The following is a 13,445-nucleotide window of genomic DNA, read 5'->3' as shown; positions in this document are numbered from 1 at the left end:
CCCGGATTGCGCCAATAGGTCTTCCATCCATCGTCGAGGCGGATTTCGACGCCCGCGAACAGGTCCGGCCCGTTCGCGGTCGGCACCTGGCCGGCGATCAGGCGGGCGCGCGAGAACAGGCCCTCATCCCAGGCCGACGCGGTCTCCGCGCGGACCCCGGTCGAGGCAGCCAGGACGATGATCAGCGCTGCGGCCCGCCATGCCGCCGTGACGGCAAGGCGCGCGGCGCGTGCACTATTCCTTCTCATGGCCCTTATTGTAGGGATGACGGATGGAAATTTCGATAACAAGGGCGCAGCCCCTCTTCAAAGCTGCGTGAATGGCAAATTCGTCGCGATACCTCCCATCGCCCTTTGCGTGATCCCAGCGTTGCGGTTACCATTCCTGTCTGCAAGCCGAGGAGACGACCATGGATGCCGGGGCAAGGAAGGGCTATCTCGACGGTCAGCTGCTGATCGCAATGCCGACCATCTCCGACCCGCGTTTCGAGCGAAGCGTCATCTATTTGTGCGCCCACTCATCCGACGGTGCGATGGGCATCGTCGTCAACAAGCCGGCGCCCGACATCACCTTTCCGGAGCTGTTGACCCAGCTCAACGTCATCGACGGCGAAAACAGCATCCGTCTGCCGCGGCCGATCCGGCGCAAGCAGGTTTATGTCGGCGGACCGGTCGAGACGGGCCGCGGCTTCGTCCTGCACACCTCCGACTATTTCATCGAAAACAGCACGCTGCCGATCGACGAGAGCATCTGCCTGACCGCCACCCTGGAGATCCTGAAGGCCATCGCTTCGGGCGCCGGACCGCACGGCTCGCTGTTGGCGCTCGGCTATGCCGGCTGGGGCGCGGGCCAGCTCGAGACCGAGATCCAGTCCAATGGCTGGCTGACATGCCCCGCCGACCCGGACCTCGTCTTCAATACCGCCTTGGAAGACAAATATGAGCAGGCGCTGGCCAAAATCGGCGTCGATCCGGCCAAGCTCGCCAGCATCGCCGGTCATGCCTAGAGCGGCATGAGGAAAAGTGGGAGCCGGCCTTGCGAAAAGAACATTCTCAAAAAAATGAGCAAGAGCATTCTCCGGTCTTGATTTAAGCGTTTTCCGAGACCTTCTGCTCCAAGAACTTGCGCGCCTCGCGACCGGGCATCGGCTGGCCGAAGAAATAGCCCTGCGCGTATTCGCAGCCGAGCTCCAGGAGGTCCTGCGCGTCCGCGTCCGATTCGACGCCTTCCGCGACCACTTCCATGCCGAGATCGTGGGCCATGGCGACGATGGAGCGCAGCAGCACCGGGCGCGATCCGTCGCCGTTTGCCTTCACGAACGACTTGTCGACCTTGATGGTGTCGAAGGGGAAGCGCTGCAGATAGGAGAGCGAGGAATAGCCGGTGCCGAAATCGTCGAGCGACAGGCCGGTGCCGAGCTCGCGCAGCTTGGTCAGGATGCGCGCTGCATATTCCGGGTTCTCCATCACCAGCGACTCGGTCACCTCGATCTTCAGACAGCCCGGTGCCAGCTTGTTGCGGACCAGGAGCGACTTGATGTCGCCGGCGAGATCGCGCTGCAGGAGCTGCCGGCTGGAGACGTTGACGCTGGCGAATATCGACCTCTTGTTGCCCATCTCCGCCTGCCAGGAGGAAACCTGCTTTGCCGCCTGCTCGAACACCAGATGCCCCAAATCGACGATCAGCCCGGTCTCTTCGGCGATGCCGACGAACTCCTCGGGGCTCAGCCGGCCGAGGCGGGGATGCTGCCAACGCACCAGCGCCTCGAAGCCGGCGACGCTGAAATCGACCAATCGCACGATCGGCTGGTAGTGGACCTGTATGGCCTTGCGCTCGATCGCCCGGCGCAGCTCGGTTTCCAGCGTCAAGACGTTGCCCCTGCCCGTGCGCATGCCCGGCTTGAAGGCCTCGGCCTTGTCCGGCCCGTCGCGCTTGGCGTGGCGCATGGCGATTTCCGCGTCCTTCAACAGGCTCTCGCCGTCATTGCGCTTGCCGTCATGGACGGCGATGCCGATGCTGGCGGTGAGGAATATCTCGCGCTCGGCGAAGCTGATCGGCGCCTTGAGCGCGCGGCGGATGGTCTCGGCGAAGGCGGCGATCCGCTTCGGATCGCGCTCGGAGACGAGGATGACGCCGAACTGATCGCCGATCAGCCGCGCCAGCGTGTCCTGCGGCTTCACGTTGCGGCCGAGACGGCGCGCAACGGTGAGCAGGATGGTGTCGCCGACCGGCATGCCGACGCTCTCATTGACCAGCCGGAAGCGGTCGAGATCGATGACGAAAATGGTCGGGCGCACGGCGCCCTCGGCGCGGGCGCGGGCAATGGCGTTGTCGAGCCGGTCGAGGAACAGTTCGCGGTTCGGCAGACCGGTCAGATTGTCGTGGACGGCGTCATGCAACAGCCGCTCCTGGGCGTTGCGCTCGTCGGAAACGTCGGTGATGGTGCCGATGCAGCGGACGATCTCGCCCTCCGGCGTGAGCACGGGGCGGGCGCGCACGCGCATCCAGGCAAAGTGCTCGTCACCGCGCTGTATCCTGACGTCCTCGTCGATGCGGCCGCCGCGCTGTGCAATGGCCGCCTTGAGCGTGGCCTCGAAGCGCTCGCGGTCGGCCTGATGGACGTGCTTCAACCAGTCGCGCACCGAGCCCGAGAGCGCGCCGTGGCCAAGGCCGAGGTCCTTTTCCGCCTCGTAGCCGATGAAGATCCGGTCGCGGTCGATGTTCCATTCCCAAACCGCGTCGCCGCAGCCGGTCAGCGCCAGCGCCCGGCGCCCGGCATCGGTTTCTTTCATGACCATGGCCCCGCCGCCGGAAAAGGCATGCTGCATCACCGTGACGGTGATCAGCAGCACGACCATGACGAGACCCGCGGCAAGCGCCGGTGAAACGAAGTCCTGGGCGAGATGGCCGGTCACCGTGACCGCGGCGCTGAACAGCCACACCAGCAGCATCAGCCAGGTCGGGATCAGCATGATGGCGCGGTCGAACCCCTTGAAGGACAGAAACAGAATCAAGCCGAAGCCGACGATGCCGATGGCGGCAAGCGAGATGCGCGCGATTCCGGCCGCGATCGGCGCCTGATAGACGGCGAGCACCACCAGCGCCAGCAGAGAGACCAGCCACAGGCCGCCGGCGTGCGACAGGCGCACGTGCCACCGGTTGAGCTTGAGATAGGCGAACAGGAAGATCAGCAGGGTCGCCGCCAGCATCGCCTCGGCGCCGGCGCGGTAGACGCGCTCGACATCCGCGTTGACCTTGAAGATTTGCTGCCAGAAGCCGAACTCGATGCACAGATAGGCCAGAACCGCCCACGCAAAGCAGGCGGCGGCCGGGAACATGGAGGTGCCGCGAACCACAAACACCATGGTCAGCAGCACCGCCAGCATGCCGGCGATGCCGATTACGATCCCCTTGAAGAAGGTCAGATTGTTGATCTTCTCCTTGTAGGCGTCGGCCTGCCAGAGATAGAGCTGCGGCAGCGTCGGAACGCGCAGCTCGGCGACGAAGGTGACCGTGCTGCCGGGATCCAGCGTGACCTGGAAAACGTCGGCATTCTGGCTCGGCTGGCGTTCCGGCCGGAAGCCCTGGCTCGGCGTGATGGCGGCGATGCGCGAGGCGCCGAGGTCCGGCCAGATGACCCCCGACTTCACCAGCCGGTGAAAATCGGCGACCAGCAGGCGGTCGATCTGCTGATCGGACTCGTTGGTCAGCGCAAACACCGCCCAGGCCGCCGCCGTGCCGAGTTCCTGCGCGCGCACCTCGATGCGGCGCACCAGGCCGTCGACGCCGGGCGCGGTTGAGACCTGGATGCGATCGGTCCTCTGGTCGAAGCGCTCGATGAGGCCGGTCAGGTCGATCGCTTGCGCCTCGGCCGGAACCGGGATGCCTTCGAGCGCCCGCGCCGCGCCTTGGCCGGCGGCGGACCAGAGACAGAACAGTGCGACGAGAAAGAGTGCGCGACGCATCGTCGCCGAACAATGCCGGCGCCCTCTTCCTGCAAGCTGAAATGTCAACTCTTGCCCCTCTCGCACCTGCACCGCAGGCACGCTGCTTCGCGCCGCTTTAAGGACAGTATCTCAATCATGGACGCGGATCATCCTCCATCAGGGCGAACAACAGATGGTCTTGCCAGGCGCCATTGATTCGCAGATAGCGGCGGGCCACCCCTTCGCGCGAAAATCCGGCTTTTTCAAGAAGCCGGATGGAGGGGACATTGTCCAGCAGGCACGCCGCCTCGATGCGGTGCAGACGCAGCGAATCGAAGGTGAAGGAAACGATCGCCGCGACCGCGGCGGTCATCAGCCCCTGGCGGGAATGGGACTTGCCGATCCAGTAGCCGAGCGAGCAGGACTGGGTCACGCCGCGGCGCACATGGCTCACCGTGAGCCCGCCGACCAGCACGTCGCCGCGATTGCGGAAGACGAAGAAGGGATAGGTCTCGTCCTCGCGGATGTCGCGATAATAGCGCCTGAGCCGGCGGCGGAATGCCGAGCGCGTCAGGTCGTCATTGGGCCAGGTCGGCTCCCAGGGAATGAGAAAATCGCGGCTCTCCTCGCGCAGCGCCGCCCATTCCGCGTGGTCGCCCATCTGCGGCGTGCGCAAATAGACGCCCTCGCCATAGATGACCGGGCTGGTATCGATCGAATTTACGCTGCGCAGGAAGGCCATGGTCTGTTCACATGCAATCGCAAAGGATGCTGGGTGCCGGGGCTTTGGAGCGAGGTGATATGAAAATTGAACCAATTCTGTTTCGTATCATTTCGCTCCGACGGATTGCTGAAAAAACGCCGTAAAGGCCCCCCGCTCCGTCATTCCGGCGCAGGCCGGAATCCAGCAAAGAGTGTGCCCAGAGCACCGCCGCTTGATCTGGATTCCGGATCGCGCTCCGGCTCATCGCCTCGACCCGCACTCTGCCCCCGCCGTCGCTTGTCCGGGATGACGGGGATGTATATTGGCTTCCACCACACTTTCTCAGCAGTTTGTCTAGCGAAATCTTTTCGCTATTTCGTCGTAGCTTGCAAGCCGTCGCAACGGGCCGACCGCGCTTAACGTTACCGGCCCGCCGGTGAACATCTCCTGAGCGAGCGCTTTGAGGTCGTCGACGCTCACCGCTTCGACCAATTGCAGCAGCTCGTCGACCGGAATGACCCGACCGAAAAGAATCTCCTGGCGCGCGATCTGTTCGGCCCGGGCAGTCGAAGATTCCAGGCTCATCATCAGGCTCGCCTTGATCTGCGCCTTGGCGCGGGCAACCTCCTCCTCGCTCAGGTTTCCGGCAAGCGCCTCCAATTCGCCGGTGAGCACCGGGGGCAGCTCCGCGACCTCGGCGGCGCCGGTTGCGGCATAGATGCCGAACAGGCCGGTATCGCGGAAGGTCCAGTGGAAGGCGTAGATCGAGTAACACAGCCCGCGTCTCTCGCGCACCTCCTGGAACAGGCGCGATGACATGCCGCCGCCGAGGATGTTGGCGAGCATCTGGGCGGCGTAGAAGCGCTTGTCGAGATAGGGCACGCCCTTGAAGCCGAGAACCAAGTGGGCCTGTTCGAGATCGCGTATCTGCCGGCGTTCGCCGCCGCGATAGTCTGCCGCCTGCGTCGCCTCCGCGGGGGCGGGCGCGAAGCTGCCGAACTCATCCTCGGCGAGTTTCACGACGCTGGCGTGATCGACGCCGCCGGCGGCCGCCAGCACCATGCCGGGGCCGCGGTAGCGCGCGCCGAGATAGGCACTCAGATGATCCGGCCTGAATGCCCGCACCGTCTCCGGCGTGCCGAGGATCGAGCGGCCGATGGGCTGGCCGGGAAAGGCGGCCTCCTGGAACTGGTCGAAGACGAGATCGTCCGGCGTGTCGCGGGCGGCGCCAATTTCCTGGACGATGACGCTCTGCTCGCGGGCAAGCTCGCTCACGTCGAAGACGGAGTTGCGCAAGATGTCGCCGAGAATGTCGATGGCGACCGCGATGTCGGCCTTGAGCACGCGGGCATAATAGGCGGTCTGCTCGAAGCTGGTCGCGGCGTTGAGGTCGCCGCCGACGGACTCGATTTCCTCGGCGATCTGCCGGGCGCTGCGCCGGCGCGTGCCCTTGAAGGCCATATGTTCGAGAAGATGCGAGATGCCGTGCTCGGCCTCGGCTTCGGAGCGCGCGCCCTGGTCGACCCAGACGCCGAGCGCCGCCGTCTCCAGATGCGGCATGGCATGGGTGACGACGCGCATGCCGTTGGCAAGGCGGGAGGTTTGTACGCTCATCTCGCCGCCTCGCGGCCGACCGCACGGGCCCGGTTCTCGATGAAGCGGGCGACGGCGGCCTTGTCGTTGGGCAGCACCTCGTAGCGCTCGGCAAGCGCATAAAGGTCGCCGGCGCGCTCCGGCAAGGACGGCTTGAAGCCGACCGCCTTCTCCACCGCCTCGGGGAACTTGGCGGGATGGGCCGTGGACAGGATGACGAGCGGCGTCTCGGCGGCGATGTCTCCGGCGGCGCGCGCCTTTTGCGCCGCGGCGACGGCGACCGCCGTGTGCGGGTCGATGACAAGACCGGTGGACCGGTGGACCGAGCGGATGGTCTCCGTCGTCTCCGCCTCGTCGCAGCGATGGGCGGAAAACAAGGCGCGCGCCGCGTTCAGCATCGCCCCGTCGAGCGCGAAGGCGCCGGTGGCGGAAAGCGCCTCCATCATCTCGGCCACGCGGTTTCCGTTGCGGCCCGCGAGATCGAAGATCAGGCGTTCGAAATTGCTCGCAACCTGGATGTCCATGCTCGGGCTCTGGGTCGCTGTCACCGCGCGCAGCTCGTAACGGCCGGTTTCAAGCGCGCGCACCAGAATGTCATTGACATTGGTGGCGACGATAAGGCGCGCCACGGGCAGGCCCATGTGGGCTGCGACATAGCCGGCATAGATGTCGCCGAAATTCCCGGTCGGGACCGAAAAGGCAATCGCGCGGTGCGGCGCGCCGAGGTTCGCCGCCGCGGTCGCGTAATAGACCGACTGGGCCATGACCCGGGCCCAGTTGATGGAATTGACGCCGGAAAGCGACAGCCGGTCGCGAAAGTCGAGGTCGTTGAACAGCGCCTTGAGCACGGCCTGGCAGTCGTCGAACGTGCCCTCGAGCGCGATATTGTGCACGTTGGCGTCGGCGACGGTGGTCATCTGCCGGCGCTGCACCTCGCTCACCCGGCCCTTCGGATGGAGAATGAAGACATCGACGGCGGCACGGCCCCTGAAGGCGGCGATCGCCGCCGAACCGGTATCGCCGGAGGTGGCGCCGATAATGGTGAGGCGGCGCTTGCCGCGGGCCAGCACATGGTCCATCAGCCGCGCCAGGAGCTGCATGGCGACGTCCTTGAAGGCCATGGTCGGCCCGTGGAACAGCTCGAGCAGGAAATCGTTGGGGCCGATCTGTACGAGCGGCACCGTCGCCGGATGGGCGAAGGTGGCGTAGGCGGCCTCGAGCATGGCGCGGAAGTCGGGGGCATCGACGGCTTCGCGCAAGTAGGGGCTGAGCACGCGAAACGCCGCCTCCGCGTAAGAGAGGCCGGCAAGCGCCGCCACCTCGCGCTCGCCTAGATGCGGCCAGGCCTCGGGCACGTAGAGGCCGCCGTCGCGGGCAAGCCCCGCCAGCAGCACCTCCGTAAAGCAGTGCCGTTCGGCCTCGCCCCGGGTCGAGACGTATTTCACTTAAAGCGCGCTCCTTGCTGCCGCTTGATTTGAGATCTGGAACCTACTGGGCCGCCGCCGCACCGGCAAGCGTGCCTCCGCCGAGATAGCGGGCGCGCAAATGATCGAGGAAGGCCGCAACGCCGAGCCGCGCGCCGCTCGCCTGTTCGATGACCTCGTCGGTCAATGCGAGGCTGCCGAGGCAATGGACCTTTGCCCGCACCCATTTAAGCAGCGCGTCGGCGCGGCCGCGGGCCAACTCGGCCTCGATCTCCGGCGCGGCGGCAAGCGCCGCGCGGAAAAGCTGCGCTGCGGCGAGCGCGCCCAGCGTATAGGTCGGAAAATAGCCGAAGGCGCCGGAATACCAATGGATGTCCTGCAGGCAGCCGTCGCGGTCGTTGGCGGGCGTGACGCCCATGAGCTCCGTCACGGCGGCATTCCAGGCCTCCGGCAGGTCGGCGACCTTGAGCGCGCCGGCGATCATCGCCTGCTCCAGCCGGGTGCGGGCGATGACGTGCAGCGGATAGCTGACCTCGTCGGCATGGACGCGGATCAGGCCGCGCTCGACCTTATGATAGTGGCGCAACAGATTGCCGCTCGCCCAGGCCGGGCCGGAGCCGCCGAAAACCTCGCGCGCGAGCCGCGAGAGATAGGAGACGAAAGCCGGGCTGCGGCCCGCCTGCATCTCGAACATCAGCGATTGGCTTTCATGCAGCACCATGCCGCGGGCGCGCCCGACCGGCTGGTTGCGCCAGGCCTGCGGCAGGCCGCGCTCGTAAAGCGCGTGGCCGGTCTCGTGGATCACCGCCATCAGCGCCTGGATGAAGTCACCCTCCTCGTAGCGGGTGGTGATGCGGGTATCCTCCGGCACGCCGCCGGTAAAGGGGTGGTGGCTGACGTCGAGCCGGCCGTGGTCGAAGTCGAAGCCGAGGCGTTGCATCACCGTGCGCCCGAGACGTTCCTGGGCGGCGACCGGAAACGGTCCAGAGAGCGGAATGCGCGCGGCAAGACCCGACATCCTTGCCAGGATGCCGTCGAGCAAAGGCGGGATGTCGCCGGCGAGACGGTCGAAAAGCGGCTGAAACTGCGCCGCCCTCAAGCCCCAATCATAGCCGTCCAGCAACGCGTCATAGGGTGAGATTTTCAGCGCCGACCCAAGCATTTCGGCCTCCTCGCGCACCAGGGCGAGGAGGTTTGCGAGCTGGTCCGAAACGGCGGAAAAATCAGCCCTTTGCTTGGCGCCGCGCCACGCCATCTCGGTCTCCGCGCGGGCGTGGGCAAGCCGCTCCACAAGGTCGGCCGATAGCGCCGTCGCGCGCTCGAAAAATCGTCTGATTTCGCGCAAGTTCGCGCGCCGCCACTCATCAAGGCCGCTCGCTCCGGCCTCCGCCTTTTCGATCAGATCGGCGCGGCGCGGGTCGGTGCGCATCTCGTGTAGCACCACGTTGAGGGCCGCGGTCTGCTCGGCGCGCACCCACAACCCGCCGTCGGGCATCATCACGGCGCGGTCCCAATGCAAGACGGCCAGCGCGCCGCCTATGACGCTCATGCGCCTTTCCTGGGCTTCCAAGGTGCGATAGGCGTCTTCAGGGGTCATGGCGCGGTCCGAAGGGTTTTCAGGACAAACGCCATATAGACGCCGGCGAGCGCGGCCGCCAGTCCGAACCAGGTCAACGCATAGCCGAGATGCGGATTGCGCGGCGGCTCGGGCACCGCCTCCGGGCGCGGCCAGCCGCCTGCCGGCGCCGGGCTTTCGAGCAGCACATAGAAGGGAACGAGCGCGGCATGGCCCTGGCCGAGGGCGCGGGCCATGGCCTTGAGGTCGCGCCAGTACCAGTTATTGCGTTGGGGCTCATTGTCCGGCGTGAACAGCTCTTGCGTCTCCGGCAGCTCAACCCGGCCGATAAACCGCGTTTGCGCTTCAAGCGGCGGCCGGGCGGCGTTCTTCATCGCCTCGGGAACGAAGCCGCGGTCGAGGATAAGAACCGCCCCTGAATCCGTCCTGACCGCCACGATGACGCGCCAGCCGGCCTCGCCGCGCACCGCCGTATAGAGATGCAGCTCATCCTCGGACAGCGGCGAAACACGGAAGAAAAGCGGCCGGAACGCGACGTTCTCGCCGGCGCCGGCCACGGCGATGACGCGGTTGAGTTCGATCGGAGCGGCGTTGACGGCCTTATCGAAACGCTCAATCAGCGCCAACTTCCAGGCCAACCGCTCGACCTGCCACCAGCCGAGCCCGATCAGGACCGCGAAGGCGTACACGGCGGCGATGGTCGGCGACAGCAGGCCGCGCAGGGACCGCGTCGTCACGGTACTCATCAATCCATCAGGTGGGTTTCGCGGGCATCGTGCTCAGAGCGAGATAGCATGGGATTGATCCATTCTGACGGGCGCATTTGCGCCCGTCCCTTAGGGTTTCCGAGCGGCGGGCGCCCGCGGCGTCGACGCGCTTGCCCGATGTCCCCGCATCGCGCTGCGCGCGCCTCCTGGCGGATCGCCACGCCGCTCGTGAAACAGAATTGGTCAAATCCCATGCTATCTCGCTCTAAATTGCAGCGCGATCATCAGCCCCTTGGCGGGACGCAGAAGCAGGAGCGGCAGGCCGATGGCGAGCGGCGCCCATAAGACGGCGTGGACCCAGTAAGGCGGCTGAAAGGCGACCTCGGTGATGAGCGCCGCGGCGACGACAATGAAACCGACGATCAGAATCAGGAACACCGCCGGCCCGTCGCCGGAGTCGGCGAACGCCATGTCGAGCCCGCATGCTTCGCAGCGCTTGGCGAGCGTCAGATAGCCGTTGAAGAGCCTGCCCCTGCCGCAGCGCGGGCAGCGGCCCATGAGACCCGTAAGCAAGGCCGATGGCGCCGTATGGAGCCTGTCGTGGGGCATTATCTGTTCCTCGCCCTCCAATTACGCTTCACCACGGCCGGCGTCGCTTCCCTCAATGCGCGGCCGGAGTTCCCGCCCCCCACACATAGATGGAGGAGAACAGGAACAGCCACACCACGTCGACGAAGTGCCAGTACCAGGCCGCCGCCTCGAAGCCGAAATGCTGCTCTGGCTTGAAATGCCCGGCCATGGCGCGGAACAGGCAGACGGTCAGGAAGGTGGTGCCGATGATCACGTGGAAGCCGTGAAAGCCGGTCGCCATGAAGAAGGTCGCCCCATAGATGTTGCCGGCATAGGAGAAGCCGGCATGGGCGTATTCATAGCCCTGCACGCCGGTGAAGGTGAGCCCCAGCACGATGGTCGCCAAAAGCCCCCATTTGAGGCCCGAGCGGTCATTGTTGAGGAGCGCGTGATGCGCCCAGGTCACCGTCGTTCCCGAGGTCAGCAGGATCAGGGTGTTGACCAGCGGCAGGTGCCAGGGATCGAAGGTCTCCACCCCCTGCGGCGGCCAGTGCCCGCCGGTGAACTCGACGCGCGAAGCCTGGATCGCCTCGCTGGCGAACAGCGAGGCGTCGAAATAGGCCCAGAACCAGGCCAGGAAGAACATCACCTCCGAGGCGATGAACAGGATCATGCCGTAGCGCAAGTGCAGCTGCACGACCGGCGTGTGATAGCCGGAATTGGACTCGCGGATAACGTCGCGCCACCAGGCCGCCATCGTGAACGCGACGCCCAGCAGGCCAACCACCATGATCCACAAGGTCTGGCCATGGAACCACATGATCGCGCCGACGGCGGTGACGAAGGCGGAGACCGCGCCGACGATGGGCCATGGGCTCGGGTCGACGAGATGGTAGTCGTGGTGTTTGGCGGGGCTCTCAGCCATTATTTCCCTCGCTCAAATCTCGATAAATTCCGCTTTCCGTCGGCTCCACACTGTCTCGGCCTCTGCCGGGCGGGTCCGCGCGGACCGGTGCGGCCGGCGGGGCCGGTGCTGCGGCGAGCGGCTTGTCGGCACTCGGAACCGGGTAAAAGGTGTAGGACAGCGTGATGGCCATCGATTTTGACGCCGAGCGGTCCTCGACGATCGCCGGATCGACGAAGAAGACGACCGGCAAGTCGACGCTTTCGCCGGGTTGAAGCGTCTGCTCGGTGAAGCAGAAGCACTGGATCTTGTTGAAATAGGCACCCGCCCAATCCGGCGTGACGTTGAAGGTCGCGCTGCCCGCAAGCGGACGGTTAGCGTGATTGACGGCCCGGAAAAGGCTGAGCTGCGTCTCGCCGATCTTGAGATCGACGCCGCGTTCGACCGGCTCAAAGCTCCAGTTCAGATCGCGGGCGACATTGGCGTCGAAGCGGACCGTAATCGTCCGGTCGAGGACCCGTTCAGGTGCATTCTCGGCAATCTGCGTGGTGCCGGCAAAGCCGGTGACCTGGCAGAACAGCCGGTAGAGCGGCACCGAGGCGTAGGCAAGCCCGACCATGCCGGCGACGAGGCCGACGCAAGCGAACGCCAGGACGGCATTACGCCGCTTGCCGCGAGCCAGTTCGGGTGCTGCCTTGGGCGCCGTCACCGGGTCCTCCTTAGAGTGGTTCATGGCCATAGGAAACCATTTGACCGGGATGATTTTGCGCCGTGGCTAGGCGCATGTCGATCTGCGATGTGGTGCATCTCAGGAGACATGCAACGACGCCACGGCACAAAAGAACCCGGCCTTCGGTGGGCCAAATCGGCCCACCGGCTATGTTGCGGCGCTCGCCCGATGCACCACATCGCGCATCGCGCCGCGCCTTGCCGGATGAACCGATTTGACCCATCAAATTGATTTCCTATGGCCATGAACCGCTCTAAAGCGGCCAGCTCATGATCCCCGGCGCGAGCTTGACCAGCGTCACGACGTAGAACAGGACGACGAGGGCGGCCAGCACCAGGGCGATGGCGAGCGAGCGGGAACGCCGGCGTTTGGCCTGTTCCTCGGTCGAGGGATGGGGGATTTTTTCCATACCGATACATTCCTAGAAACCCGCCGCCGGCGCGAGGCCCAGGAGATGTTCGGCCAGCAGCACGGCGAACAGGGTCGCCAAATAGAGGATCGAATAGGCGAACAGGCGGCGCGACGCACGGGTCGATTCTGTGTCGCCCCGTGACCGGAAGACGCACCAGGCGCGGTAGACGAACAGGAGCCCCATCGCCGCCGCGACGAGGGCATAGTAAGGGCCGGCAAACCCCAACAGCCAGGGCAGAATGGCCGAAGGCGTCAGCAGCAGGGAATAGATCAGGATCTGTCCGCGCGTCCTGGCGGCGCCGGCGACCACCGGCAGCATCGGCACGCCGGCGCGTGCGTAGTCGGCCGAGCGGTTGAGCGCCAGCGCCCAAAAATGCGCCGGCGTCCACAGAAAGATGATGAGAAACAGGGTCAGCGGCTCGATGCCGAAGCTGCCGGTCGCGGCGGCCCACCCGATGACCGGCGGAAGCGCGCCGGCGGCGCCGCCGATGACGATGTTCTGCGGCGTCAGACGCTTCAGCCACATGGTGTACACGACGATGTAGAAGAAAATCGTGAAGGCCAGGAGGCCGGCCGCCAGCCAGTTGACGAGTACCCCGAGCACCAGCACGGCGCCGAAGGCAAGCGTCAGCCCGAAGGTGCGCGCCTCCTCCGCCGAGACCCGCCCCTCCGGCACCGGGCGGCGCGCGGTGCGCGTCATCACCGCGTCGATGTCGGCGTCGTACCACATGTTGAGCGCCGCCGCCGCGCCGGCGCCGACGGCGATACACAGGAGCGCGGTGACCGCCAACACCGGATGCATCGCGCCGGGGGCCACGACCAAGCCGACGAGGGCGGTGAATATGGACAGCGACATCACCCGCGGCTTCATCAGCTCGACATAGTCGCCGACGCTGCCGCC

At 65.8% G+C, this 13,445-nt stretch carries 13 protein-coding genes; 1 reads left to right on the top strand and 12 read right to left on the bottom strand.

What is annotated here, in order from left to right; translation table 11 throughout:
* Positions 1 to 248 (bottom strand): hypothetical protein (locus Q8P46_18255; GenBank protein MDP2622089.1); only part of this gene is annotated, 248 nt, incomplete at its 3' end.
* Positions 249 to 409: 161 nt separating this feature from the next.
* Here Q8P46_18255 and Q8P46_18250 point away from each other — a divergent pair.
* Positions 410 to 1,006, top strand: coding sequence for a YqgE/AlgH family protein (locus Q8P46_18250; GenBank protein ID MDP2622088.1), 597 nt, complete (start codon positions 410 to 412; stop codon positions 1,004 to 1,006).
* An 82-nt stretch (positions 1,007 to 1,088) separates the two neighbouring features.
* On the opposite strand, the gene Q8P46_18245 is transcribed toward Q8P46_18250, so the two are convergent.
* The 11 genes from Q8P46_18245 to Q8P46_18195 form a co-directional block, all read right to left on the bottom strand.
* The gene (locus Q8P46_18245) at positions 1,089 to 3,965 is read right to left on the bottom strand and encodes an EAL domain-containing protein (protein ID MDP2622087.1); all 2,877 of its coding nucleotides are present in this window, start codon (positions 3,963 to 3,965) and stop codon (positions 1,089 to 1,091) included.
* Between the two features lie 115 nt (positions 3,966 to 4,080).
* Complete coding sequence (locus Q8P46_18240) at positions 4,081 to 4,668, bottom strand: GNAT family protein (protein MDP2622086.1); 588 nt, start codon at positions 4,666 to 4,668, stop codon at positions 4,081 to 4,083.
* Between the two features lie 315 nt (positions 4,669 to 4,983).
* Positions 4,984 to 6,243 carry a pitrilysin family protein gene (locus Q8P46_18235; GenBank protein ID MDP2622085.1) on the bottom strand — a complete coding sequence of 420 codons (1,260 nt, stop codon included), beginning with the start codon at positions 6,241 to 6,243 and terminating at the stop codon, positions 4,984 to 4,986.
* A complete protein-coding gene (gene thrC / locus Q8P46_18230) occupies positions 6,240 to 7,667 on the bottom strand; it encodes a threonine synthase (protein ID MDP2622084.1) in 1,428 nt (475 codons plus the stop codon). Before thrC ends, Q8P46_18235 begins: the two co-directional genes overlap by 4 nt.
* Before the next feature lie 43 nt (positions 7,668 to 7,710).
* Entirely contained in the window at positions 7,711 to 9,243 is a 1,533-nt protein-coding gene (locus Q8P46_18225; protein MDP2622083.1) for a carboxypeptidase M32, read from the bottom strand.
* Entirely contained in the window at positions 9,240 to 9,968 is a 729-nt protein-coding gene (locus Q8P46_18220) for an SURF1 family protein (protein MDP2622082.1), read from the bottom strand. The genes Q8P46_18225 and Q8P46_18220 overlap by 4 nt, the downstream gene beginning before the upstream one ends.
* A gap of 216 nt (positions 9,969 to 10,184) precedes the next feature.
* A complete protein-coding gene (locus Q8P46_18215) occupies positions 10,185 to 10,538 on the bottom strand; it encodes a DUF983 domain-containing protein (GenBank protein ID MDP2622081.1) in 354 nt (117 codons plus the stop codon).
* 52 nt (positions 10,539 to 10,590) lie between these two features.
* Positions 10,591 to 11,424, bottom strand: a complete 834-nt coding sequence (locus Q8P46_18210; GenBank protein ID MDP2622080.1) for a cytochrome c oxidase subunit 3 — start codon at positions 11,422 to 11,424, stop codon at positions 10,591 to 10,593.
* Positions 11,417 to 12,136: a cytochrome c oxidase assembly protein gene (locus Q8P46_18205; GenBank protein MDP2622079.1), complete on the bottom strand. Its 720-nt coding sequence runs from the start codon at positions 12,134 to 12,136 to the stop codon at positions 11,417 to 11,419. The genes Q8P46_18210 and Q8P46_18205 overlap by 8 nt, the downstream gene beginning before the upstream one ends.
* A 250-nt stretch (positions 12,137 to 12,386) precedes the next feature.
* A complete protein-coding gene (locus Q8P46_18200) occupies positions 12,387 to 12,542 on the bottom strand; it encodes a hypothetical protein (GenBank protein MDP2622078.1) in 156 nt (51 codons plus the stop codon).
* Between the two features lie 12 nt (positions 12,543 to 12,554).
* Positions 12,555 to 13,445, bottom strand: an 891-nt coding sequence (locus Q8P46_18195) for a heme o synthase (protein ID MDP2622077.1), incomplete at its 5' end; no start/stop codon positions are given.

The organism is Hyphomicrobiales bacterium (assembly GCA_030688605.1).
GTDB lineage: Bacteria > Pseudomonadota > Alphaproteobacteria > Rhizobiales > NORP267 > JAUYJB01.
This window is presented reverse-complemented; position numbering and strand designations above follow the sequence as displayed.

Coding starts and splice junctions, on each gene's coding strand:
- Q8P46_18250 (MDP2622088.1), top strand. CDS start 410: ATGGATGCCGGGGCAAGGAAGGGCTATCTCGACGGTCAGCTGCTGATC.
- Q8P46_18245 (MDP2622087.1), bottom strand. CDS start 3,965: ATGCGTCGCGCACTCTTTCTCGTCGCACTGTTCTGTCTCTGGTCCGCC.
- Q8P46_18240 (MDP2622086.1), bottom strand. CDS start 4,668: ATGGCCTTCCTGCGCAGCGTAAATTCGATCGATACCAGCCCGGTCATC.
- Q8P46_18235 (MDP2622085.1), bottom strand. CDS start 6,243: ATGAGCGTACAAACCTCCCGCCTTGCCAACGGCATGCGCGTCGTCACC.
- Q8P46_18225 (MDP2622083.1), bottom strand. CDS start 9,243: ATGACCCCTGAAGACGCCTATCGCACCTTGGAAGCCCAGGAAAGGCGC.
- Q8P46_18220 (MDP2622082.1), bottom strand. CDS start 9,968: ATGAGTACCGTGACGACGCGGTCCCTGCGCGGCCTGCTGTCGCCGACC.
- Q8P46_18215 (MDP2622081.1), bottom strand. CDS start 10,538: ATGCCCCACGACAGGCTCCATACGGCGCCATCGGCCTTGCTTACGGGT.
- Q8P46_18210 (MDP2622080.1), bottom strand. CDS start 11,424: ATGGCTGAGAGCCCCGCCAAACACCACGACTACCATCTCGTCGACCCG.
- Q8P46_18205 (MDP2622079.1), bottom strand. CDS start 12,136: ATGAACCACTCTAAGGAGGACCCGGTGACGGCGCCCAAGGCAGCACCC.
- Q8P46_18200 (MDP2622078.1), bottom strand. CDS start 12,542: ATGGAAAAAATCCCCCATCCCTCGACCGAGGAACAGGCCAAACGCCGG.